The organism is Rhodococcus sp. ARP2 (genome assembly GCF_001029585.1).
In the GTDB taxonomy this organism is placed as follows: domain Bacteria; phylum Actinomycetota; class Actinomycetes; order Mycobacteriales; family Mycobacteriaceae; genus Rhodococcus_F; species Rhodococcus_F erythropolis.
Genome location: NZ_LEKE01000083.1, coordinates 169990 through 192827, shown reverse-complemented (window position 1 = coordinate 192827; position 22838 = coordinate 169990). Strand labels below are relative to the sequence as shown.

Genomic DNA, 22838 nt, shown 5'->3' with positions numbered 1-22838 from the left:
TATCGACTTTGGCATAGATTGCGTGAAGACGCACATGAATATCGGGGCTGACGTTTCCGCACCGGCTCCCAGGGGTACCGCCCGACGGACCAGTCCTGCGGCACGGAGAAAACCGATACGGAGAAACACTGTGGCGATCACCGACATCAAGGAATATGCCCATCTCACCGAGGAAGACGTCGAAGCGCTCGGGCGCGAGTTGGACGCCATTCGGCTCGACATCGAGGAGAAGCGCGGCGCGCACGATGCTCGATATATCCAGCGGACGATCGCGTTTCAACGCTCTCTGATGGTGGCCGGCCGCATCGTCTTGTTCGCCAGCAAGAAGAAGCCTGCCTGGATTCTGGGGACTGCGCTGCTGGGGGTCGGCAAGATCATCGAGAACATGGAACTCGGCCACAACATCATCCACGGTCAGTGGGACTGGATGAACGATCCCGAGATTCACTCGAGCAACTGGGAGTGGGACAACACCTGCCCGTCCTCGGGATGGAAGCACTCGCACAACTTCACTCATCACAAGTTCACCAACATCGTCGGCCTCGACAACGATGTCGGCTACGGCATCATGCGCGTCACGCGCGATCAGAAGTGGCACGCCGACTATCTCTTCCAACCGATCACGAATTTCGTGCTGGCGACCCTCTTCGAGTGGGGCGTCGCACTGCATCACCTCGAGACCGACAAGCTTCGCAAGGGCGAGGTGAAGTGGTCCGAGAAATCGGAGATGGCCAAGGACGTCGGAAAGAAGATCGCGCGTCAGGTGGCGAAGGATTACATCCTGTTCCCCGCCCTGACCGGCCCGGCGTGGAAGACCACGTTGACGGCCAACGCCGTTGCAAATCTCATCCGCAACTATTGGAGTTACGCCGTCATCTTCTGCGGGCACTTCCCCGACGGTGCCGAGAAGTTCACGCTCGAGGAATTCGAGAACGAATCCCGCGCTCAGTGGTACTTACGACAGATGCTGGGGTCCGCCAACTTTCATGCCGGCCCCGTCATGGCCTTTATGAGCGGCAACCTCTGCTACCAGATCGAGCATCACTGCTTCCCTGACCTGCCGAGCAATCGGTACTCGGAAATCGCGGTGCCGCTGCGGGACTTGTGTGACAAGTACGACCTCCCGTACACCACCGGGCCGCTGTGGAAGCAGTACGGATTGACGTTGCGGACCATCTGGAAGTTGTCGCTGCCCAACAGGTTTCTCTCCGCGTCCCAGGACGATGCTCCGGAGACGCACTCGGAGTTGAAGTTCCGCATCCGCGGCGGAATCAAGGAAGTCTTCGGCGTCGATCCGCAGACCGGTAAGCGGCGAGGCCTGCGAACTGCGATCGCGATGGTGTCGAGCTGATCGGTTACCGCTTGTGGGCCATCGAACGAACTACGAGATCGCCGGTCGACTGGATCGCCTGAACCAACACGATCAAGATCACGACAGCGACGAACAGCACCGGGGTGTTGAATCGTTGGTAGCCGTACTTGATCGCGAAGTCGCCGAGACCGCCGGCGCCGATGGCGCCTGCCATGGCTGAGAAACCGATCAGCATCACCGCCGTCAGGGTTGCTCCGGCTACCAATCCCGGAACTGATTCGGGCAGTAGGACCTTGGTGATGATGTCCTTGTCGGTGGCGCCCATGGATCGTGCTGCTTCGACGCGTCCGGAATCGACCTCACGCAGTGCGTTCTCGACGACGCGAGCGAAGAAGGGCACCGAGCCGATGGTCAGCGGGACGATCGCTGCCGTCGCCCCGAGCGCTGTTCCGACGATCGCCCGCGTCGCCGGGATGAGGAGGACCAACAGAATGACGAACGGCAGCGAACGGCCGATGTTCACCACGGTGCCCAGTACCGAATTGAGAACGCGGTTCGGACGGATTCCGTCGGGCGCGCTCGCGTGCAACAGAACGCCGAGGGCGATACCGATGATCACGGTGAGCACGAACGAGACGCCGACCATGTAGAGCGTGTCGAGTAGGGCTTCCCATGCTTCGCCCAGGGAATCCTGCCAGGACGTCTTGTTCATGAGAACGTCACCTTCACTCCGCGCTGCGAAAGATGTTCTTCGACAGACTTTCTTGTCTCTTCGTCGTTGGCGAGTCCGGTGTGCGAGGCGAACTCCACGCGAAGGCGGCCGACCTGATGGGCTCCGATGTCCTCGATACCGCCGGAGATCACGGTGACGTCGACATCGAGATCACGCGAGAGTTGGGAAATCACAGGCGAGGTCGACAGCGAATCGACAAAGGTGAGGAGTGCCGGAATTCCGGTCGGGGACGTTCGCACCGTTCCGGCCGGCAGTAGCGCCTCGCCGAGGGGTGAGTCCGGGTCCGCAACCAGTTCGGTGAGCGTTCCCTCGTCGACGATGCGTCCCTGGTCGATCAGGGCGGCGCGGTGACAGATCCGTCGAACCACGTTGAGCTCGTGGGTGATCAGAACAATGGTCACACCCAGACGTCGATTGAGGTCGGCGAGCAGGTCGAGGATCGAATCGGTCGTATCCGAGTCGAGGGCGCTCGTGGCTTCGTCGCACAGGAGGACATCGGGAGAAGCCGCCAAGGCCCTCGCGATCCCGACCCGTTGTTTCTGTCCGCCGGACAGTTGCGAAGGGAAGGCGTCACGTCGGTCTTCCAGGCCGACCAACTCGATCAGCTCGTCGACGCGGGCACGGCGATCTGCCCGCGAGTACCCCGCCACTTCGAGAGGAAAGGCGATGTTGGCGGCGACCGAGCGGGAGTGCAGCAAGTTGAAATGCTGGAACACGACACCGATCCGCTTGCGTGTGTCGCGCAACTGCGCAGGGCTCAACGCGGTCAGATCGGTGTCGCCCAACAGAATCCGGCCACTGGTCGGGCGTTCGAGCAGGTTGAGGCAGCGCAGCAGAGTCGATTTGCCGGCGCCGCTCTTGCCGATGATGCCGAAGATCTCGCCGTCTTCGATTTTCAGGGACACGGAATCGAGTGCATGCAGAACTTTTGTGCCGCTGCGGTATTCCTTGGAGACCGATTCGATCGAGAAGACCATGACGGGTCTCGATCAGGTAGCGCTGGCCGGAATGACCGAGCCCTGGTAGGTCTGCTCGATGAACGTCGCGACGTCGGTGGACGTCAATGCCTCGGCCAACTTCTGCACTCGCGCATCGTTTTCGAGGGAGGTACGAACCGTGAGGACGTTGGCGTACGGGTTGCCCTCGGCCTTCTCGAGCACCAGTGCGTCCTTGGCGGGATTGAGGCCGCCTTCGATTGCGTAGTTGCCGTTGATGATTGCGAGATCGACATTTCCGTCGTCGAGAGTGCGCGGAAGCTGCGGGGGATCGACCTGGGTGAACGTGAGTCCCTTGGGGTTGTCGATGATGTTCTTCTCGCTGATCTGCGTGATGTCGGTGCCGGGGGCGCCCAACTGCTGATCGAGCTTGATCAAACCGGCCTGCTGCAGCAGGTACAGCCCACGGGCGAAGTTCGTCACGTTGTTGGACAAAGCGACCGTTGCGCCCTGGCGCAGGTCGGCCAGGTTGGTGACCTTCTTGGAATATGCACCGAGGGGCTCGACGTGGACCTTCGCCACGGCGACCAGGTCGTCGACACCCTTTTCCTTCGACCACGATTCCTGGTACGGCACGTGCTGGAAGAAGTTGGCGTCGGTGTCGCCCGCTTCGAGCACCTCGTTGGCGTCGAGGTCGCCGGTGATCTCGCTGACCTCGATCTTGGTGTCGCCGAGCAGGCCCTTTTCTTCGACGAACTTCAAGATCTCGGCGTGCGGAACCGAAGAAGCGACGATGCGAAGGGGCGCGTTCTCATCGGAAGAGTTGTCGCTCGAGCACGCTGCGACGGTTCCGACTGCGACGGCGGCCACTGCGAAGGCAGCGAGGAATCTTCTGGTGCGCGAGCGTGACATGTGAATCTCCAAGACATAGCCGAACGTCACGCCGAGATGGCGTGACAGTTGCTGAACGCTAGCCCGGTAAACCTCCCGTGAGGAGATACAGAATCACCGCGATTTTTTCCTGTACCTATTGTCCGAGCAGGATGACCGGAACGTCCTCGGCAAAATCGACTACCAATTCGCGACGCGAGAACAGCCAGGTGCCGTCGACCTTTTCGAAGCTGTCCTGATAACGAATCTCGATCCGGTTGTCCCGGTGGCCCTCGCCCCGCGGATAGATGTGGTGAGCGGAGCAGTAGGCCTCACCGTGCGCGGTGGTGGGGCTGTCGAGGTCGAGGATCTGCTGCTCGACGATGTGCCGGGTCGAGTGCAGATGTGAGACGGCATCGACCACCGAACTGCTGACGACGGTGTTCCCACGTATCTCCGTCGGCGCATCCGTTCCGTTCAATGCCGGCGGCAAGACGAATGCCACGTCGTCAGTGAAGAGAGCCGCAAGCGCGGTGGTGTTTCGGCGGTCGACGGCCTGTGCATACCTGGCGGCCAAGTCGGTGAGAGCGACGCGATCCGAGGAGTCCATGCGCATATCTCACCCTATGTGACGCCGCTCATGTTTCGGCTTCCCGCTCAACGAGACATTCACAGCGCCCACCTGGGCATCTGGTTAGCGTCCAGACCAAGAGTTGCCAGCCATGAATGCCATAGGAGAAACAGCGATGGATCTGAGGGAATCGCCCGAGCAGCAGGAGCTCCGCAAGGAGTTGCGCGCGTACTTCGCGGCGCTGCTGCCGGAAGAGAAGCGTCGCGCGGCCGGCGAGCAAGGTGTGGGCGGCGAGTACTTCCGCGAGATCGTGAAGTTGCTGGGTAAGGACGGCTGGCTCGGCATCGGTTGGCCCAAGGAATTCGGTGGACAGGGCCGCTCCATCGAAGAACAGTTCGTGTTCTTCGACGAGGTTCAGCGCGCGGGACTGCCGTTCCCCTTCGTGACGGTCAATACCGTCGGACCGACGTTGATGAAGTACGGCACCGAAGAGCAGAAGGAACGATTCCTGCCCGGCATTCTTGCCGGCGACATCGTCTTCGCCATCGGCTACACCGAGCCCGAGGCCGGCACCGACCTCGCATCACTCAAGACTCGTGCGGTTCTCGACGGTGACGAGTGGATCGTCGACGGCAACAAGATCTTCACCAGTGGCGCAAACACCGCCGACTACGTGTGGCTGGCCTGCCGCACCGACGCGGACGCCCCCAAGCACAAGGGCATCTCGATCCTGATCGTCCCCACGGAGGACGCAGGCTTCGAGTGGTCACCGATCAACACCGTCGGCGGTTTGATGGTGACGTCCACGTACTACTCCGGCATTCGTGTTCCGTCGAAGGACGTTGTCGGCGAGGTCAACGGCGGCTGGCAGCTCATCACCGCTCAGCTCAATCACGAACGAATCGGCTTGGCGGCCATCGGTGGTCGCACGTACGGTCTGTGGAACCTGGTTCTGGACTGGGCCAAGGAAAACGGCGCCATCAACATCCCGTGGGTGCAGCAGGACTTCGCTCGTACACACGCCAAGCTCGAGGCCATGCGACTGCTGAACTGGAAGATGACGGCAGCCGTCGCACAGGACACGCTCTCCGGAGCCGACGCCGGCGCTACCAAGACGTACGGGACCGAGACTCACGTCGACGTCTACCGCACCCTGCTCGGAATTCTCGGCTCCGCCGGACGCATCCGCCCCGAGTCTCCGGGCGCTTTGCTTGCCGGTCAGATCGAGCAGATCTCCCGTCAGGGTGTTGTCAATACCTTCGGCGGCGGCGTCAACGAAGTTCTGCGTGACATGGTCGGCACCATCGGCTTGGGACTCGTTCGCGAAAAGAGGGTCAAGTGAGCGACATTTCGGCGCAACTCGACGCTTTTGTCGGCCAGACGCTTGTTCCCACCACCTGGGGACCCGACGAGGTCAACATCCCCATGATCCGGCATTGGGCCGAGACCATGGGCGATACCAACCCCGTCTACCTCGATGACGAAGCTGCCCGCGCCACCGGCCGTGACGGCGTCGTCGCTCCCGCTCAGATGCTCCAGGTCTGGATCATGCGGACGTTCACCGACAAGATGGCGGGCAACGACCCGTCACAGGTGTGGACCGATCTGATCGCCACCCTCGACGCTGCGGGCTACAGTTCCGTCGTCGCCACCGATTCCGATCAGGAGTTCTTCGCCGAACTGCGCCCAGGCGATCGCGTGAACTACACCGAGGTCATCGAGTCGATTTCCCCTGAAAAGAAGACCGGACTCGGCGTCGGACACTTCGTGACGACGCTCAAGACGTACCGCAACGGCGACGACGAAGTTGTCGGCACGCAGCGGTGGCGGACACTGCGGTTCAAGCCGCAGGAAGCCAAGGCTCCGGAGGCTCCGCGCGCACTGCGTCCGCGTCCGGCTCTCAACGCGGACAACGCTTTCTGGTTCGAAGCGGCCAAAGAGCACCGTCTGGTGATCCAGCGCTGCACGTCCTGCAAGACGTTGCGTCATCCCACCGGCCCGATGTGCGGCGAGTGCCAGTCACTCGAGTGGGACACGATCGACGCGTCGGGGCGTGGCACGGTGTACAGCTTCGTGGTCAATCATCACCCCAAGATCGACGCGTTCGACTACCCGCTCATCGTTGCGGTAATCGAACTCGAAGAGGGAACCCGATTGATCGCCAACATGGTGGGTATCGCGCCCGAAGATGTCGTGGTCGACATGCCCGTGGAACTTGACTGGATCGACGCCGACCCGGATCTGACGCTTCCCGCGTTCCGGCCGGCCGTACGCGAGGAGCACTGATGGACTTCAATTTCAGCGAAGAGCAGGACGCGATTCGCTCACTGGCCGACGAGGTCTTCACCAGCAAGGCAACGATCGAGCGCACCAAGGAGATCGAACTCTCCGCCGAGCGTGTCGACCGCGAACTGTGGCGAGAACTCGCGAGTACCGGCCTGCTCGGTATCGCACTGCCCGAGGAGTTCGGCGGCGGCGGACTCGGCTTGTCCGAGCTGTACGCACTGCTGGAGGAGCAGGGCCGTCACGTTGCGGCCGTGCCGATCTGGGAAACGACCCTTGCGGCATTGGCTGTCAACGAGTTCGGTTCCGATTCCCTTCGTGCCGAGCTCCTTCCGAGTGTTGCCGACGGCAGTCGATTCCTGACCGTCGGGCTCGAGGAATTCGGGCCGTACACGGGCGGCGACCCGCTGACCACGGCCGAGCAGGACGCCGACGGCAACTGGACCGTGACGGGTGAGAAGGCAGTAGTGCCGATGACTCACGTCGCGAACCTTGCTCTCGTTTCGGCAACCGCTTCCACCGGTACGGCACTGCTGCTGGTGGACCTGAGCGCCGAAGGAGTGACGCTCGAGCAGACGCAGTCCACCAACTGGGAGATCTGTGCCAACGTCACCTTTGCCGGTGCCCCCGCGCAGCTGATCGGTGCGGCCGATGGTAAGACGGTTCCGTGGCTGATCGACCGAGTTGAACTGGCGTTGGCCGCAATTCAATGGGGTGTCGGCTCGGGTGCAGTCGCGCAGGCTGTCACGTACCTGAACGGCCGCAAGCAGTTCGGCCGTCCGCTGGCGACCTTCCAGGCCGTCAATCATCAACTCGCTGACTGCTACATCGATCTCGAAGCGATGAGGGTGACACTGTGGCAGGCCGCCTGGCGTATCTCCGAGGGACTGGATCTCGGCACCTCGGTACTCGTCGCCAAGTGGTGGGCAACCGACGGCGGACAGCGCGTCGTGCATCGCACCACGCATGTTCACGGCGGTATGGGCGTCGACACCGACTACCCGGTTCACCGTCACCTCTTGTGGGGCAAGCAGATTGCTGCCACCCTCGGCGGTTCCAGCTCCGATCTCGCGCGTCTGGGTGCGCAGCTCGCATCCGGTGTGGAGGTGCTCGCATGACCGTTCTTGCCGGTCGTAGTTACGCAGACGTCGTTGTCGGAGAGGCATTGCCCGAGTTGGCGATCCCGTTGACCCGTACGTTGATCGTCGCCACCGCAATCGCCACCCGCGATTTCCAGGACGTGCACCACGATCCGAGCCTGGCCCAGGAGCGCGGCTCCAAGGATGTCTTCATGAACATCCTCACGAGCAACGGTCTTGTCGGTCGATACGTCACGGACTGGGCCGGATCTGCATCGACCCTGCGCCGCATCGCCATTCGTCTCGGGGCGCCCAACTACCCGGGTGACACCATGACGATGACCGGTGAGGTCGTGTCCAAGGAAGACGGAGTGGTCGTGGTCAAGGTGCAGGGTGCAAACAGCCTCGGCAATCATGCATCCGGCACCGTCGCAGTCGCTTTCAAGGAAGAGGAGAGGCCCTGATGGCGATCAGCCCACTCTCGGGAACCGCCGCCATCGTAGGCATCGGATCCACCGAGTTCTCCAAGAACTCCGGCCGCACCGAACTGCAGTTGGCGTGTGAGGCCATCGTCGCGGCACTCGCTGACGCCGGTATCGACCCGTCCGAGGTCGACGGTCTGTCCACCTACACGTCGGAGACGAACGGCGAAGCCATTGTGGCTCGCAACTGTGGCCTCGGCGAGCTGAAGTTCTTCTCGCGCATTCACTACGGTGGCGGCGCCGCGTGTGCCACCGTGCAGCAGGCCGCTATGGCAGTTGCGACGGGTGTTGCCGACGTCGTGGTTTGTTACCGCGCCTTCAACGAGCGCTCCGGTGTGCGCTACGGCCTTGGCCAGCACGATCGCCCCATGGACAGCACCGCGGATCGCGCGGCATATGCGTGGATGACTCCGCAGGGATTGTCGACTCCCGCTCAGTGGGTCGCCATGTTCGCCCGCCGCTACATGCACCAGTACGGTGCGACGAGTGAGGACTTCGGACGAGTTGCAGTGGTGGCGCGCAAGCATGCCGCCAACAACCCGGCTGCCTGGTTCTACGAGCGTCCGATCACACTCGAGGACCATCAGAACTCGCGCTGGATCGCCGAGCCTCTGCATCTGCTCGACTGCTGCCAGGAAACCGACGGCGGCCAGGCATTGGTCATCGTCTCTGCCGAGCGCGCAAAGGATCTGGCCAACAAGCCCGTCATCATCAAGGGCGCCGCTCAGGGCAGTAGCAAGGATCAGCACATGATGACCAGCTACTACCGTCCTGACATCTCGGGTATCCCGGAGATGGGCCTGGTTGCTCGTCAGTTGTACGGCCAGAGCGGCCTGACCCCTGATGACATCAACGCCGCGATTCTGTACGACCACTTCACCCCGTTGGTGCTTCCGCAGCTCGAAGAACTGGGCTTCTGCAAGCCAGGCGAAGCCAAGGACTTCATTCGCGAAGGCAACCTCGAGATCGGTGGACGCTTGCCGTCCAACACTCACGGTGGTCAGGTCGGCGAGGCATACCTGCACGGCGTCAACGGAATTGCCGAAGGTGTGCGACTGGTCCGAGGAACGTCGACCAATCAGCCCGATGGCGTCGAAAACGTCTTGGTCACAGCCGGAACGGCAGTGCCCACCAGCGGTCTCGTTCTAGGCGCTGTTTAAGAGAGGAAATGACAGTGACAACTTCGGAAGCTGCGAAGACCGCCGGCGATTGGCGCGGAGCCGATCTCGGCACCCGCACCGTGGCGTACACCGAGCGCGACGCGATCTTGTACGCACTCGCCGTGGGCGCCAAGGCAACCGAACTGGACCTCGTCTTCGAGGATCAGCTTCGGGTACTGCCGACTTTTGCTCTGACGCTGGCACAGTGGGCTCCCGACGCTCTGGGGTCAGCGGGCGCCTTCGACACCTCGACGGCACTGCACGGCTCGCAAGAGTTGAAAGTGCTTGCTCCGCTTCCGCGTAGCGGTGAGGTGACGTTGAAGGCTTCGGTCGGCGAGGTGTGGGACAAGGGCGCAGCAGCGGTGTTCGAAGTGAAGGTGGAATGCGAATACTTCGTCGCGACCTGGTCACTTTTTGCTCCCGGTGCCGGCGGATTCGGCGGAGAACGTGGACCCTCACGTCCGGCGGAGCCGACCGGTGAGCCTTCGCTGACCGGTGTGCTGACCACAGCGGAGAACCAGACGGCGATGTACCGGCTCCTGGGCGACAAGCACCACATTCACATCGATCCCGAGGCTGCGGCGCGGATCAACCAGCCGCGTCCGATCATGCACGGGCTGTGCACGTTGGCAGCCAGCACACTCGAGCTTGCTCGGGTCGCCGGAGTGCATCCGGCTGATCTTGTCAGTCTCGAAGGTCGATTCGCTGCGGCGATCCATCCGGGTGAGTCGCCGTCCATCGTTGCGTGGGGAACTCCCGACGACCTGGCCTTCCAGGTCACCAAGGGTGATCAGGTAGCGATTTCCGGTGCACGAGTGAGCTTCTCCGCTCACTAGTCCCTCCAGACTCAACTGCGGGGTGCTTGACCCCTTGTCGCGCCCCGCAGTTGTTCGCACGAAGAAACAGCCCCTGAGCGAATTCGCTCAGGGGCTGCTCTGTGCTTGTATTCAGTCCTGATGGGTCGCCATGTAGCGAGCCGGGTATTCACCGCCGCCGTGAACGGCGATGTCGGCGCCGTTGACGTACGAGGAGAGCGGGCTTGCCAGGAACAGGCAGGAGTTGGCGATATCGGCCGGGACGGCCATGCGCTCCATCGGAATGGTCCTGGTGACCGCCGCGCCGCCGTCGGCGCCGTAGACCTCGGCGGCAGCCTCGGTACGGATCAGGCCGGTGGTGATGTGGTTGATCCGGACCTTCGGCGCCCATTCGAGGGCCAATGCCTTGGTCAGAACGAGGAGGCCGGCCTTGGCTGCGCTGTACGCCGCGGTTCCGGGCTGCGGATCGATTGCCGAGACACTGCCGATGTTGATGATGGCACCGCCGTCGTCCTGAGTCTGCATCACTGCGTTGGCGGCCTGGGCAACGTTGAAGGGTGCCAACAGGTTCAGGGCCACGATCTTCTCGACGAAGCGGGGTGACACCGTCGCAGCATCGGCATCGGGGGAGCCGCCGGCGTTGTTGACCAGGACGTCCAGACGGCCGAAGCGCTCGACGGCATCCTGGACGAGGGCTGCGGCGTCGGCGGGATCGCGGACGTCCGTGGCGCGAAAGGCTGCGCTACGGCCGTCGGCGGTGGGTAGGTTTTCGGGCTCGTTACGGCCACAGACCAGCACGTTCGCACCCGCGGCGAGGAAGGTTTCGGCGATGACGTAGCCGATGCCTTTGGTGCCGCCGGTGACGATCACCGAGCGTCCGCTGAAATCGACGGGGTTGGGCAGTGTCACGGTGGAGCCTTCCTGGTGCGGTGCCGAGCTGAATTGCCGCCCAATGTGATTGACGCGACGTGGTCGCACACCTTAGGGTCAAGCAAGTGCTTGGTTGTTTTGTAGGTCGAGTGTAGACGACAAACGGCGGCAGTCACCAGAATCGACCGGTCCTTCCCGCAAAGGGACCTCTGCGTCGACAGACATTGGAGTAGTCACATGGGCAAGCTCGAAGGCAAAGTTGCACTCATCACGGGTGCGGGTCAGGGAATCGGGCAGGGGATTGCCCTGGCCTTTGCCAAAGAGGGCGCCGTGATCGCCGTTGCCGGTCGCACCGAATCCAAGTTGCACACCACCTGCGGACTACTCGCTGACATCGGTGCGCGCGGTGAGGCCGTGGTTTGTGACGTCAGCAAGAAGGACGACATCACGGCGGCCGTGGACCGAACCGTCGAACTGTTCGGCGGAATCGACATCCTGGTCAACAACGCCAACGACTGCAAGCCCGGCCCGCTCTTGAGCGTGCTGGACGAAGACTTCGAGCGTTCTTTCGCGACGGGCCCACTCGCCACCCTGCGCATGATGCAGGCGTCGTACCCGCACATGAACAGTCGTGGCGGTGGCGTCATCATCAACATGGTCACCTCGGCAGCCGTGCGCTGGGATGCGAGTAACTACGGCGCTTACGGTTCCATCAAGGAAGGCATGCGCTCGTTGACCCGCGCTGCCGCCTGCGAATGGGGCAAGGACAACATCCGCGTTCTCAACGTCGCCCCGCACGCCAAGACCCCCGCGTTGCAGTGGTGGATGGACAAGAATCCGGAAGAGGCGGCGGCTTTTGTCGCGGGTATCCCGCTGGGACGCGTCGGAGATCCCGAGACCGACATCGGTCGTGCCGTCGTCTTCCTCGTCAGTGAAGACGCCGGTTACCTGACGGGTGCCACGATCCCGCTCGACGGCGGTCAGTCGCGCTGGGGCTGACCGCCATCGACCCGATCAGGTCATCACGGCGCCGCCGTCGACGGCAATCGTCTGCCCGGTGACGTTGCGAGCCTTGTCGCTGAGCAAGAACGCGACCATCTCGGCGATGTCTCCGGGCGTCTGGGCTCGACCCATCGGAACCATTTGGGCAACAAAAGAATCGAAGACATCAGCATCGGAAACGCCCGCTAGTGCAGCATCGCGCCGACGCAGTTCCTTGATGGTTCGCAGCCACATGTCGGTGAGGATCAGCCCGGGCATGACCGTGTTCGAACGGAGCCCTCGAGTCGCGCCGATCCGGGCGACGCTGTGACTCATCTCGATCACGGCGGCCTTCGACGGCCCGTAGTGCGCGAGCATGTCACCGCCCAAGCGGGCACCGATCGACGCAATGTTGACGATCGCTGCCGGACCTTCGGTTCTACTGACGAATTCGCGGCACATCAGGAAGCTGCCCTTGGTGTTCACTGCAAAGGTGTTGTCCCACTGGTCTTCGGTGATCTCGAGGAACGGCGTGAAGACGCCGATGCCGGCACCGTTGACGAGCGCAGTCGGACTTCCGACCGACGCAGCCACGTCGAACGCGTTCTTGACGTCGCCTTCACGTCGAACGTCGCATCGTGCCGTGTGGACTGCTACGCCAAGGCTTTCCAGGCGTGCTGCGGTGTCGGCGAGTGCAGCCTCTTCGATGTCGAGTAGAAGCAGGGTGCCGAAGTCCTCGGCAAGCCGCTCGGCAATAGCGGCGCCCAACCCGGCCGCTGCGCCGGTGACAATGGCTACGGGCGCGCTCACGGCAGGTGCGTTTCGAGCAGTGGGGCAAGCAGTTCGGCTGCGCGCGCTGCCGTGATGACCTCGCTCGGATCCACCTTGGTGACGACTTTCGAAGCAGAATCTTCGTAGACGTGCTCACCGATGAGTCGACCCTGCTCGTCGTACGGCCAGACGAATGCCAAGGTCCGACGCACGAGATACCAACCGTCGGAGTCGATGCCCGACGACTGTTCAGGGGCTGCGGACGTGGATCCGCCCGATTCGTGCACCGCGCCGAACACCCCGTCTCCGAGGATCGATCCAGGAACGAATTGACTGAAGAGTGTCTCACCCGAGAACCCGCTGTCCGATACCGCGAAGTCGGACTTCCCGGTCCACATGACAAGGGTGTCCGTCTCGGCGAGTGACTGGTAGAAGTTGGTGACGGCGTCCATGCCGTCGAGGACAATCGACTGACCGTCTTCGAACAACCGGTAGACGGGTTCTTCGACGGTCATGTCCGGCGAGAGGATTTCCTTGTAGCGACCGGAGACCTCGAGCAAGGCGTGGCGTCGGTAGTTACGGAGGATCTTCTGGTGCCGCGGATTGTCGATGGTTTCCAATTGCTTTTCGACGCCATCCATCATGTGGACGAATTCGTGCTCGTACTTGCTCATCACATCTCCTGGTTTCGCAGATTCGGCGGGCTGTCCGGATCTGCGACAACTGTGACCTGGCGAGGCATTCGCTGTACATGTAGATCTTCGTTCGAGAATTGCCAGTTTGCTTAACTCCGCTGTTCAGATACCGTGATGGTCGTCACTTTAAGTCGAGCGGCGGGCCGAAAACAACCGAATGGACGGTAATGAAGAAGGCGAGAAGAGGCGAAGATCTGAATCTGCGTTTGGTGTCCTCGTTGCTCGTCGTCGTGGCGGAAGGGCACTTCGGGCGAGCGGCAGACCGGCTGTTCGTCACCGCGCCCGCCCTCAGTCAGCAGATTCGTCGACTCGAGGAGCAGGTGGGAGTCGAGTTGGTCGATCGCAGTTCGCATCCGGTGGTGCTCACCGCCGCGGGTGAGGTGTTCGTCGCGGATGCGCGGCCCGCTCTCGAGTTTGCCGTTCGCGCGATGAACGGTCTCGACGCACTCGAGCGTCGGCGGGCCAGGCGGTTGCGGATCGGATTCATCAACGGGGCTGCCGGGAGTTTGGGGCGTGCGGTGATCGATTCGTTGCATGCGGAGGTGGAGCTCGTCCAGTTGGATTGGTCCCAACAGGTTTCGGCGGTGGCGAGCGCGACCGTCGACGCGGCATTCGTGCGACCGCCACTGCCGGTGCTCGACGGTGTGGTGCTCGAACGGATAGGCGTCGAACCGCGGGTGGTGGCTCTGCCTCGAGGGCACCAACTGGCGGGTCGCGCGAGCATCGAGATTTCTGAAATAGATGGGACTGTGCAGGTTTCGAGTGACGGCGCACCACCCGAATGGGTGAAATGGTGGTCGGTGGACCCGCGCCCGAGTGGTGTACCCGTCCGGTACGGTCCCTCGGTCCGCACGATGGACGAAGCGCTCGAGGTTGTCGCCAACGGTCGGGCGGTGGTGATAACGGCAGCAACCATTGCCGAGTACTACACCCGCTCGGATATCAGTTTCGTGCGCATTTCCGACATCGAGCAGTGTTCGATTGATCTGTGTACCCGCGAGGGCGACAGCAGTCCGGCAGTGATCGAGCTACGCAAAGCTGTTGCGGCCCTCGGTGCCGGCAGGTGATTGCCGTGTCCTGATGTGATGCGCATGTACTCGGATTAAATACGCATTCTTGCCGTCTTCGTTTTAGTCAGTTAGACTAAAACCATGAAAACGATCAGCACGGCACTTGAAATCGTCGAGGCGGCACGAGTTTCGGCCGATGTGTTCGGGGGAGACTCCAGCGATCTCGACACCCGTCGCGCTGCAAAGCGTCGTTTTCATCGGCTCGCCTCCGCCATCCATCCGGACCGGGCGAAGCCCGAAGATCGGGTGCGATACTCGGCCGCAACATCTCGGTTGAACGAGCTTTACCGCAGTTGGGCAGCGGAGTTCGAACCGGCAGATTCTCGACCCGTTTATGTCGGCGAGCGGGGCGAGTACACGTTGGGTGGACTGGTAGCGCGCGGCTCGGTCGCTAACCTGTACCGGTCCGATGCCGGTGTCGTACTGAAGATTCCGCGAAACCCTCGGGCGAACTCGATGATCGAGGCCGAACGGAATGTGTTGACGGACATCGAGAATTCGTGCGAAGCCGGTTGGGCAGTCTCGTACTTCCCGCGATTGATCGATCGAATCACCCATGTGGGCAGCGGCACGAGACGTCAGATCGATGTGTTGGACGATCTGACCGAAGGTTTTGTGAGTCTCGCCGACGTCCGTGAGGCGTATCCAGGTGGCCTCGATCCACGGGACTGGGCGTGGATGCACCGACGGCTACTTCGGGCTCTGGCAGCAGCGCATGCGACTGGTTGGGTGCACACCGCGATTACCGCGGAGAACGTGCTGATCGAGCCTGATCGGCACGGGGTGGTGCTGGCCGGCTGGTCCTTTGCCACCCGTACGGGCAGCCGCCCGGTGGCGACGATCGGTTCCGATCGTGATTCGTACCCACCGGAACTCGGCGAAGGAGCGTCTCCGGCCTGGGACGTCTACATGGCTCATCAATTGATGCTCCGAATGCTGGGCGAGCAGACCCACGAACGGATGACGGCGTTTGCCGACGGCTGCATGCAGGACAACCCGAGATTGCGTCCCGACGCGGTCGACCTACTTGGCGAGTTCGACGAACTCCTCGATCTTCTCTATGGCCAGCGGACATTTCGTCCGTTCGCCGTTCCATCCACGAAAGGACAGTGATTGTCATGGGCTACGGATACTGGGACGACAACACCTATTTGGCGGGCAAGACTTTTCGTGCCGCACGCGGTGTCGACGATTTCGGTTACACCGATTCGCTTCGGTCGCGTCCGCGAAGCAGTTGGAAAGCGGACCCGACCCTCGACCCCTTCGGCGTCGACAAGCGTGAATGCCGAGACTCGGACGGGCACCCCGATTCTCTCCCGATAGCAGTGCTTTTCGATGTCACCGGCTCGATGGGCGCTGTTCCTCGAATCATGCAGGACAAGCTCGGAAAGCTGCACGGGCTGCTGCAACGCAAGGGATATGCGGATGATCCGCAGATTCTGTTCGGTGGTATCGGCGACGCCGATTCCGATCAGGTGCCACTACAAGTCGGCCAGTTCGAGTCGGGTAACGCGATGGACGAGCAGCTTCGGACGATCTTCCTCGAGGGCAACGGTGGTGGTCAGAAGTCGGAAAGCTATGAATTGGCCGCATATTTCGTGGCACGTCACACCAGTACGGATGCCTGGGAGAAGCGCGGAAGGAAAGGCTACCTCTTCATCATCGGCGACGAGCTGAACAAGCCGCGGCTCTCGGCTCGTCACATCCGTTCGGTGATCGGGGACAAGGTACGTCAGGACGTGTCGGTGCCGTCGATCTACCGTGAACTCGAAGAAAGATGGAACGTCTACTTCGTTCTGCCGGATCAGTCGTCGTACTTCAACGATCCGGAAATCGCGGATCACTGGAAGACGTTGCTCGGTGAACGCTTCGTCAAACTCGACGATCCCGCCGCGGTGTGCGAACTGATCGCGCTGACGGTCGGAATCGGCGAGGACCGCATCGACCTGCGTGACGGACTGGCGGATCTCCGCGACATCGGTTCAAGAGCTGAAGCCGAGACTGTCGGAAAGGCTCTCGCCCTGATTCCAGGGCGCAGCACCGCGACGGTGGCCGGGTTGCCTCGCGATCTCGGAACCGGCACGGACGATGTCGATTTCGCCTAGAAGGAGAACATGATGGAGCCGTTCGAAGACCGCGATATCGTCGTCGTAGACCTCGGGTTCGGAGATGCAGGGAAGGGGGCAACCGTCGATTGGCTTTGCTCCGATCGAGCCGATCTGAATGTGGCCGCAGTGGTCCGCTTCAACGGTGGGGCACAGGCAGCGCACAACGTGACGGTCGGCGAGCGCCACCACACGTTTTCGCAGTTCGGCTCGGGAACGCTGTCCGGCGTCCCGACGTTTCTCTCGAGATTCGTGTTGGTCGAACCCATCGCGCTCGCACGGGAAGCGCGTGCACTGGAAGCGCTCGGAGTTCGAAATCCGTTCGATCTGATACGGATCGACGCGCGCGCATTGTTGACGACACCGATCCACGTGGCCGCCAACAGGGCCCGCGAGGATGCTCGCGGCGGTAACCGACACGGCTCGTGTGGCAAGGGGATCGGTGAGACCGCGGCGTATGCGCTCGAAGTTGCGAGTGCGCCTACGGTGGGAGACTGCCGGCGACCTGATTCCTTGCGTCGTAAGTTGTCGGCGTTGGCCACATTCTACGGACCGTTGATCGCGGAGAGTCGCCACGGGTTTCCGCCGATCGACGACATGGTCGACATGTACGCCGAATTCGGTGCCGTCGTGGACATCTCCGACCCGGATGCGCTGGGCGCGTTGGGTGCCGGTGGTCGTCTGGTGTTCGAGGGGGCACAAGGTGTCCTTCTCGACGAGTGGCGGGGGTTTCACCCACACACCACGTGGTCGACGGTCGAGCCGTCCAACGCGCGAGCGATGATCGACGAGTTGGGCCGGGACAGTTACGTACTCGGCGTCACCCGCACCTACATGACACGACACGGAGCTGGGCCGTTCCCGACGGAGGATCCGGAGCTGGCGAAGGTGTTGCCCGAGCTGCACAACGGGACGGGTGAGTATCAAGGCGGATTCCGGACGGGCCACCTCGACGAGTTGTTGTTGCACTACGCAATCGAGGTGAGCGGTGGCGTCGACGGCTTAGCGCTTACTCATCTCGACGCGATGGATCGCGCGCGGGCTGCAGGCATCCCGATCCACGGGGTGCACGCGTACGAAGGATTGCCGTTCGTTCCCGTCGGAGAGTGGAAGGATCTCGATCACCAGCAGGCGCTGACAGATTCCCTGAAAGCCGTAGGGGTCGTGCCGAAGGAACTTCCGGCCGACCCGGAGGATTTCGCCCGGTATCTGAGCGAGGAAATGGGTGCGCCGGTAGTGCTGACCGCGAACGGTGCCGACCGGGTCGATCGTCAGGTGCGATGCCCAGTGCCTGCATGATGGACGGTGTGGACCAGTCACTTGTCTCGATCGATGTCATCGCGCTCCGGTTCGGCAATCCGGAACCCGGGATGTTGCGATTTGCCGTCACTCCGCGGCAAGCGGAGCCGTACACCGGGCAGTTGGCGCTGCCCGGTGTACTGCTGGGCGCCGGTGAGCGGTTGCAGGACGCCGCCAGGCGAGCCGTGACCACCAAGCTCGGAATTCCCGACGAGAAGATCCTCGTCAGCGGTCAATTGACCGTGTTCGACGAACCCAATCGAGACCCCCGCGGTCCGACGCTCTCGGTGACCATGTGGGCAGTGATCTCGTCGGACGAGGTGCCGGGTTCGGCCGAATGGGTGAGCTGGGACAACCCGGGGGACCTTGCGTTCGACCACAATCGGATAGTCGCCGATACCCGCCCGATCCTTGCTGACACCCTGTTGTGGCGAGATCAGGCATTCACGCGGGCATTACTGGGTCCGTCGTTTCCGGCGTCGTACGCGCTGGCCGTGGCGGAGGAGCTTTCCGGTGTGCGTCCGGACCCGGGCAATTTGAACCGGACGCTCAAAGCGTTGCCAGGGCTGGAACGTACGGACGAACGAGTCCGGGTCAGTGCCACCGGGCGACCCGCGGTGGTCTGGGCGTGGACCGAAAACAGCTGACCTACCTCAGAAGTTGCCCCGCGCGGCCTGCTCACGCTCGATCGCTTCGAACAGGGCTTTGAAGTTTCCCAGTCCGAATCCCAGTGAGCCGTGGCGTTCGATGATCTCGAAGAACACGGTGGGACGATCTCCGATCGGCTTGGTGAAGATCTGAAGAAGATAGCCGTCTTCGTCGCGGTCGACGAGGATGCCTCGCTTCTGCAATTCCTCGATCGGAACTCGAACCTCTCCGATACGCGCGCGCAGTTCGGGATCCTCGTAATACGAAGCAGGAGTAGAGAGAAACTCGATTCCTTCGTCGACCAGAGCGTCGACTGCTCCGAGGATGTCGTTGGTCGCAAGTGCGAGATGCTGAGCGCCGGGACCTTGGTAGAACTCGAGGTACTCGTCGATCTGTGACCGCTTCTTCGCGATGGCAGGTTCGTTGAGTGGGAACTTGACTCGGTGATTGCCGCTCGAGACGACCTTGCTCATCAGCGCGGAGTAGTCGGTGGCTATGTCGCCGCCCACGAACTCGGCCATGTTGGTGAATCCCATGACCCGGTTGTAGAAGTCGACCCACTGGTCCATCTTGCCGAGTTCGACATTGCCTACGACGTGGTCGAGGGCCTGGAAGATTCGCTTGGGCGCGCCGTCACGCTTGCGGTACGACGACGTCCGTTCAACGTATCCGGGAAGGTAAGGGCCGTTGTAGCGGGAACGGTCGACGAGGGTGTGCCGAGTCTCGCCGTACGTCGCGATGCTGGCCAGGCGAACGGTGCCGTGCTCGTCGGTGATGTCGTGCGGTTCGCTCAACACCGTCGCGCCTTGGGTGATGGCGTGTGCGATGCACTTGTCCACGTCAGGGACGCTGAGCGCGATGTCCCGGATACCGTCGCCGTGACGGCTGTGATGTTCGATCAGCGGACTTGCCGGATCCACAGCGCCCTTGACGACAAACCGCACGGCCCCGCTTTTGAGTACAAACGCGTGGTGGTCGCGGTTTCCCGTCGACGGGCCTGAATAGGCCACCAATTCCATGCCGAACGCGGACTGGAAGAAATGTGAAGTCTGCGTGGCATTTCCGACGATCCATTCGAGGCCGTCCCAACCGCTCACGGGGAAGGGATCGTGATCGCTGTCGTACTCGACCAAGCCGACCAACTGGCGCAATTGCTCCAGATCCAGGCCGGCCAGCTGTTCGTCGTCGGTGAGAGTCTGTTCGACGGTCATGATGAGTCCCCTCTGAGTGCGATGTACACAGCGCGGTGCTCGAGTTATGTTCGGCACTGCCAGTACAAACAGATAAGTCCTTCAGAGGTTGGGTAGTCAACGGAGGTAGTTGAAAGTAGACACAGCGCCGGAATGCGAAGATGGTGGCACTGTTTTGTAGTCAATTTGCATAGTTGAACGACGAGTGGAGCAGACGTGAATCTCGACGCAGTGGATCTGGCTCTGTTGGACGCGATGAACAAGCACCCGAGGGCCGGTGCGTTGGAGCTTTCGCGTCAGGTCAAGGTGGCGCGGGCGACAGTGCAGGCGAGATTGAAAAGGATGGAAGATGCGGGCGTCATCGCCGGATACGCGCCGCACATCAATTTGGCTGCAGCGGGTTTCGGAGTACAAGCATTCGTGACTTTGCAGATCGCCCAGGGGGCGCTCGACACCGTCACAGCGGAACTCGAGGCAATCCCCGGTGTGCTCGAAGCCTTTGCCACCACAGGCTCCGGCGACGTGCTGTGCCGGATTGCCGCTGCGTCGCACGAGGATTTACAAGCGACGCTGCTCGAACTGAATCGGTCGGGGATAGCCACCCGGTCGACCAGCGTCATGGTTCTCTCGGTTGTGGTGCCGCTCCGGTCGATGCCCCTACTGCAGACTCTGCAATCGGAGCAGACGACCAAGGCCCCGGCATACCGACGAGGCGGTCAGTCTCGCTGACGACCCGGAGCCCAGAATCCCAGAACGATCGCGGATACCCACATGATCGCGGCGAGCGTGAGTGCTCCTTGATCCATGCCTTTGATGAAGGCTTCACGGGCGAATTCGGCCAACTGGGCACCCTGCGGCCCGGCTGCTTCGGCGACATGGAGAGCGGCGGCCAGAGAACCGGATACCGGTTCCTTGGCGGGTTCGGGCAGCAAGTCGACCGCGGGCTGGACGTGTTTGCCATAGCCGGCGGCGAGGATACTTCCCGCCAGTGCAACGCCGATGGCAGAGCCGATCTCACGGGTTGCGTCGTTGACTGCTGAGGCAACACCCTGTTTGGAGTCTGGTGCGTTGGAGACGATCGCAGCAGTGGCGGGGGTCGTGGACAAGCCCAATCCGATAGCGGCTACTACCAAGGGGACACAGACTTCGGCGTAGGTCGAACTGGCGTCCAAGCGCGTCAAGAGTGCAATTCCGGTTCCGAGGAAGGCAACCCCGGTGGCGGTGAGAGCGCGAAGGCCGATACGCGGAATCAGTAGGGGAGCAACCACGGACAGCGCCATCACCGGCACAGCGATCGGCATCAGGGCGAGCGCCGATTGCAGTGGGGAGTAGTCGAGCACCAGTTGGAGATACTGCACGATCAGGAAGAACAAGCCGAAAGTCGCCAGGAATTGCAGGGTCAGTGACGCTGCGCCGCTGCCGAATGCGCGATTGGCGAACAGCCTCACGTCCAGAAGTGGATGGCGAGTACGTAATTCGACCCAGCTGAATACCGCGGCCAAGGCAATTCCGCCGACCAGCAACGCGAGAACTACCGGATCGAGCCAACCACGGGCCGGCGCCTCGATCATCCCCAGGACGAACAGTCCGATCGAGCCGGCGATCAGCGCTGTACCAGGTAGATCGAGTGGAGTTGCCTCCGTGTCCTTCGACGTCACGATCGTGAACGACACCACGAGGATGAGGACCGAGACGACGGCCAGGCTGACGAAAATCGAATGCCAGGACCATTTTTCGAGGAGTAGCCCGGAGACGACGAGTCCGGCGATTGCACCGGACCCTGCGACGCCGGACCAGACTCCGACGGCACGGGCACGCTGCGCCGGCGGGAAACCTGCAGTGAGTAGAGACAGCGTCGCCGGCATGACAAATGCGGCGCCGACGCCGGAGATCACGCGGGAGACGATGATCCACGACGGTTCGTCCGCGAAGACCGGAATCGACGAGCCGGCAGCAAAAACGAGTAGTCCGAACATGAGCAGTTCTCGTCGACCGTATCGATCGCCGAGTGCGCCCGCCGGCAACAAGAGACAAGCCAGCGTGAGCGTGTACCCGTCCACGATCCACGTGAGCTGGCTCTGTGTTGCACCGGTATCGCGGGCCAAGTCGGGAAGGGCCGTGTTGAGAGCGGCCATCGCTGCGACGACCAGCGCGACGGCGCAGCACGCGACCGTCAGCATCCAGATCTGTCGGATGGTCCACGTGGACTGTTCGAGCGTCGTATCGCTACTCACGAAACCTCCCGATAGAAACAAGACCATCAGTATCGTTACAAGAACAGAAGTTCCACAACCCCCAAGTGGGTATAACTGAGGTTGTGACGGCGGGAATCGACAAGCAGGAAATCGACAAGCAGGTCAGCGACGAGGATCCGCGTAAACAGCGTTCCAGGTCCAGGTTGCTCGACGCGGCGACCAAGCTGCTGGCAGAAGGCGGCGTGGACGCGGTGACGATCGATGCCGTCACCAAATTGGCCAACGTCGCACGTGCGACGTTGTATCGGCATTTCGACAGCGGCACGGAGTTACTCGCCGCGGCATTTGCTCGCCTCTTACCGCCGGTGCCCGAGATGTCCGGGGAAGGTGACCTCCGCGCGCAATTGCTCGAGTTGTTGACCAGTCAGGCCAAGGCCATCGAAAGCGCACCGATCCAGGTGACGGCCATGTGCTGGCTCGGCTTGGGGCCGGAGCTGAAGGGTTACTCGAGCGTCGACGCCCTGTCGACGGACAAGCCCGAATTGCGATCGTTGCGCCAGACGGTCTTCGAGCAGTACCGTCACGCGTTCGATCGGATCCTGCGCTCGCCGGATGCGATCGAAGCGTTGGGGGAGTACGACTACGACGTCGCACTTGCTCAGTTGGTCGGACCTTTGGTGCTCACCAAGCTGGCCACGCTGACGCCTCTCGGGGAGGCCGCGTGTGAGCAGATCGTGGACGATTTTCTGGCTGCACGCGGAGTGTCGAGCTGAC

The 22838-nt window shown here is 62.1% G+C and carries 24 protein-coding genes; 15 read left to right on the top strand and 9 right to left on the bottom strand.

All coding sequences use genetic code 11. The features are described from left to right. The first annotated feature begins 130 nt into the window (after nt 1–130). Nucleotides 131–1351: a fatty acid desaturase family protein gene (locus ABX74_RS21965; protein ID WP_003939858.1), complete on the top strand. Its 1221-nt coding sequence runs from the start codon at nt 131–133 to the stop codon at nt 1349–1351. A 4-nt stretch (nt 1352–1355) separates the two neighbouring features. Here the strand turns inward: ABX74_RS21965 and ABX74_RS21960 are convergent, their stop codons facing one another. The 4 genes from ABX74_RS21960 to ABX74_RS21945 all read right to left on the bottom strand — a co-directional run bounded on the left by ABX74_RS21960 (nt 1356) and on the right by ABX74_RS21945 (nt 4466). Beyond that, on the bottom strand, nt 1356–2024 hold the full coding sequence (locus ABX74_RS21960) for a methionine ABC transporter permease (RefSeq protein ID WP_007732650.1): 669 nt from the start codon (nt 2022–2024) through the stop codon (nt 1356–1358). Further along, entirely contained in the window at nt 2021–3022 is a 1002-nt protein-coding gene (locus ABX74_RS21955; RefSeq protein WP_020909138.1) for a methionine ABC transporter ATP-binding protein, read from the bottom strand. The genes ABX74_RS21960 and ABX74_RS21955 overlap by 4 nt, the downstream gene beginning before the upstream one ends. A 12-nt stretch (nt 3023–3034) precedes the next feature. Then, on the bottom strand, nt 3035–3892 hold the full coding sequence (locus tag ABX74_RS21950; RefSeq protein WP_029256255.1) for a MetQ/NlpA family ABC transporter substrate-binding protein: 858 nt from the start codon (nt 3890–3892) through the stop codon (nt 3035–3037). 115 nt (nt 3893–4007) lie between these two features. Next, on the bottom strand, nt 4008–4466 hold the full coding sequence (locus ABX74_RS21945) for a nuclear transport factor 2 family protein (RefSeq protein WP_019745302.1): 459 nt from the start codon (nt 4464–4466) through the stop codon (nt 4008–4010). Nucleotides 4467–4596: 130 nt separating this feature from the next. On the opposite strand from ABX74_RS21945, the gene ABX74_RS21940 reads away from it, so the two are divergent. The 6 genes from ABX74_RS21940 to ABX74_RS21915 are packed head-to-tail and all read left to right on the top strand — an operon-like array spanning nt 4597 to nt 10261. Beyond that, nucleotides 4597–5763 carry an acyl-CoA dehydrogenase family protein gene (locus ABX74_RS21940; RefSeq protein WP_020970792.1) on the top strand — a complete coding sequence of 389 codons (1167 nt, stop codon included), beginning with the start codon at nt 4597–4599 and terminating at the stop codon, nt 5761–5763. After that, nucleotides 5760–6707 carry a bifunctional MaoC family dehydratase N-terminal/OB-fold nucleic acid binding domain-containing protein gene (locus ABX74_RS21935; RefSeq protein WP_019745300.1) on the top strand — a complete coding sequence of 316 codons (948 nt, stop codon included), beginning with the start codon at nt 5760–5762 and terminating at the stop codon, nt 6705–6707. The genes ABX74_RS21940 and ABX74_RS21935 overlap by 4 nt, the downstream gene beginning before the upstream one ends. Then, nucleotides 6707–7822: an acyl-CoA dehydrogenase family protein gene (locus ABX74_RS21930; RefSeq protein WP_019745299.1), complete on the top strand. Its 1116-nt coding sequence runs from the start codon at nt 6707–6709 to the stop codon at nt 7820–7822. The genes ABX74_RS21935 and ABX74_RS21930 overlap by 1 nt, the downstream gene beginning before the upstream one ends. Next, nucleotides 7819–8247: a MaoC family dehydratase gene (locus tag ABX74_RS21925; RefSeq protein WP_003940399.1), complete on the top strand. Its 429-nt coding sequence runs from the start codon at nt 7819–7821 to the stop codon at nt 8245–8247. Before ABX74_RS21930 ends, ABX74_RS21925 begins: the two co-directional genes overlap by 4 nt. Next, a complete protein-coding gene (locus tag ABX74_RS21920; RefSeq protein WP_019745298.1) occupies nt 8247–9425 on the top strand; it encodes a lipid-transfer protein in 1179 nt (392 codons plus the stop codon). Before ABX74_RS21925 ends, ABX74_RS21920 begins: the two co-directional genes overlap by 1 nt. Nucleotides 9426–9439: 14 nt before the next feature. After that, nucleotides 9440–10261 (top strand): MaoC/PaaZ C-terminal domain-containing protein, encoded by an 822-nt coding sequence (locus ABX74_RS21915; RefSeq protein WP_029537016.1) that lies wholly within the window; start codon nt 9440–9442, stop codon nt 10259–10261. A gap of 111 nt (nt 10262–10372) precedes the next feature. Here ABX74_RS21915 and ABX74_RS21910 read toward each other — a convergent pair whose 3' ends face one another. Beyond that, nucleotides 10373–11149 carry an SDR family oxidoreductase gene (locus ABX74_RS21910; protein ID WP_003940546.1) on the bottom strand — a complete coding sequence of 259 codons (777 nt, stop codon included), beginning with the start codon at nt 11147–11149 and terminating at the stop codon, nt 10373–10375. A gap of 198 nt (nt 11150–11347) precedes the next feature. On the opposite strand from ABX74_RS21910, the gene ABX74_RS21905 reads away from it, so the two are divergent. After that, entirely contained in the window at nt 11348–12109 is a 762-nt protein-coding gene (locus ABX74_RS21905; RefSeq protein ID WP_019745295.1) for an SDR family NAD(P)-dependent oxidoreductase, read from the top strand. Nucleotides 12110–12124: 15 nt separating this feature from the next. Here the strand turns inward: ABX74_RS21905 and ABX74_RS21900 are convergent, their stop codons facing one another. Both ABX74_RS21900 and ABX74_RS21895 read right to left on the bottom strand, forming a co-directional pair. Then, the gene (locus ABX74_RS21900) at nt 12125–12901 is read right to left on the bottom strand and encodes an SDR family NAD(P)-dependent oxidoreductase (protein WP_046379285.1); all 777 of its coding nucleotides are present in this window, start codon (nt 12899–12901) and stop codon (nt 12125–12127) included. Further along, the gene (locus tag ABX74_RS21895; RefSeq protein ID WP_021345538.1) at nt 12898–13536 is read right to left on the bottom strand and encodes a hypothetical protein; all 639 of its coding nucleotides are present in this window, start codon (nt 13534–13536) and stop codon (nt 12898–12900) included. The genes ABX74_RS21900 and ABX74_RS21895 overlap by 4 nt, the downstream gene beginning before the upstream one ends. Before the next feature lie 188 nt (nt 13537–13724). On the opposite strand from ABX74_RS21895, the gene ABX74_RS21890 reads away from it, so the two are divergent. From ABX74_RS21890 to ABX74_RS21870, 5 genes are all read left to right on the top strand, one after another. After that, the gene (locus ABX74_RS21890) at nt 13725–14624 is read left to right on the top strand and encodes a LysR family transcriptional regulator (RefSeq protein ID WP_019745291.1); all 900 of its coding nucleotides are present in this window, start codon (nt 13725–13727) and stop codon (nt 14622–14624) included. Between the two features lie 84 nt (nt 14625–14708). Then, nucleotides 14709–15740: a hypothetical protein gene (locus tag ABX74_RS21885; protein WP_047889691.1), complete on the top strand. Its 1032-nt coding sequence runs from the start codon at nt 14709–14711 to the stop codon at nt 15738–15740. A 5-nt stretch (nt 15741–15745) separates the two neighbouring features. Beyond that, nucleotides 15746–16732, top strand: a complete 987-nt coding sequence (locus ABX74_RS21880) for a hypothetical protein (protein WP_047889709.1) — start codon at nt 15746–15748, stop codon at nt 16730–16732. Nucleotides 16733–16741: 9 nt separating this feature from the next. After that, nucleotides 16742–18031, top strand: a complete 1290-nt coding sequence (locus ABX74_RS21875) for an adenylosuccinate synthetase (protein ID WP_047889690.1) — start codon at nt 16742–16744, stop codon at nt 18029–18031. Further along, complete coding sequence (locus ABX74_RS21870; protein ID WP_020909123.1) at nt 18028–18678, top strand: NUDIX domain-containing protein; 651 nt, start codon at nt 18028–18030, stop codon at nt 18676–18678. The genes ABX74_RS21875 and ABX74_RS21870 overlap by 4 nt, the downstream gene beginning before the upstream one ends. Nucleotides 18679–18684: 6 nt before the next feature. On the opposite strand, the gene hppD is transcribed toward ABX74_RS21870, so the two are convergent. Continuing rightward, nucleotides 18685–19890, bottom strand: a complete 1206-nt coding sequence (hppD, locus tag ABX74_RS21865; RefSeq protein WP_042952926.1) for a 4-hydroxyphenylpyruvate dioxygenase — start codon at nt 19888–19890, stop codon at nt 18685–18687. A 195-nt stretch (nt 19891–20085) separates the two neighbouring features. Between hppD and ABX74_RS21860 the strand changes: the two genes are divergently transcribed. Then, nucleotides 20086–20598, top strand: coding sequence for an Lrp/AsnC family transcriptional regulator (locus tag ABX74_RS21860; protein ID WP_003939810.1), 513 nt, complete (start codon nt 20086–20088; stop codon nt 20596–20598). On the opposite strand, the gene ABX74_RS21855 is transcribed toward ABX74_RS21860, so the two are convergent. Further along, nucleotides 20586–22130 carry an MFS transporter gene (locus tag ABX74_RS21855; protein ID WP_047889689.1) on the bottom strand — a complete coding sequence of 515 codons (1545 nt, stop codon included), beginning with the start codon at nt 22128–22130 and terminating at the stop codon, nt 20586–20588. The genes ABX74_RS21860 and ABX74_RS21855 overlap by 13 nt on opposite strands. Nucleotides 22131–22186: 56 nt before the next feature. Between ABX74_RS21855 and ABX74_RS21850 the strand changes: the two genes are divergently transcribed. Beyond that, nucleotides 22187–22837, top strand: a complete 651-nt coding sequence (locus ABX74_RS21850) for a TetR/AcrR family transcriptional regulator (RefSeq protein ID WP_019745284.1) — start codon at nt 22187–22189, stop codon at nt 22835–22837. Nucleotide 22838 lies beyond the last annotated feature (1 nt).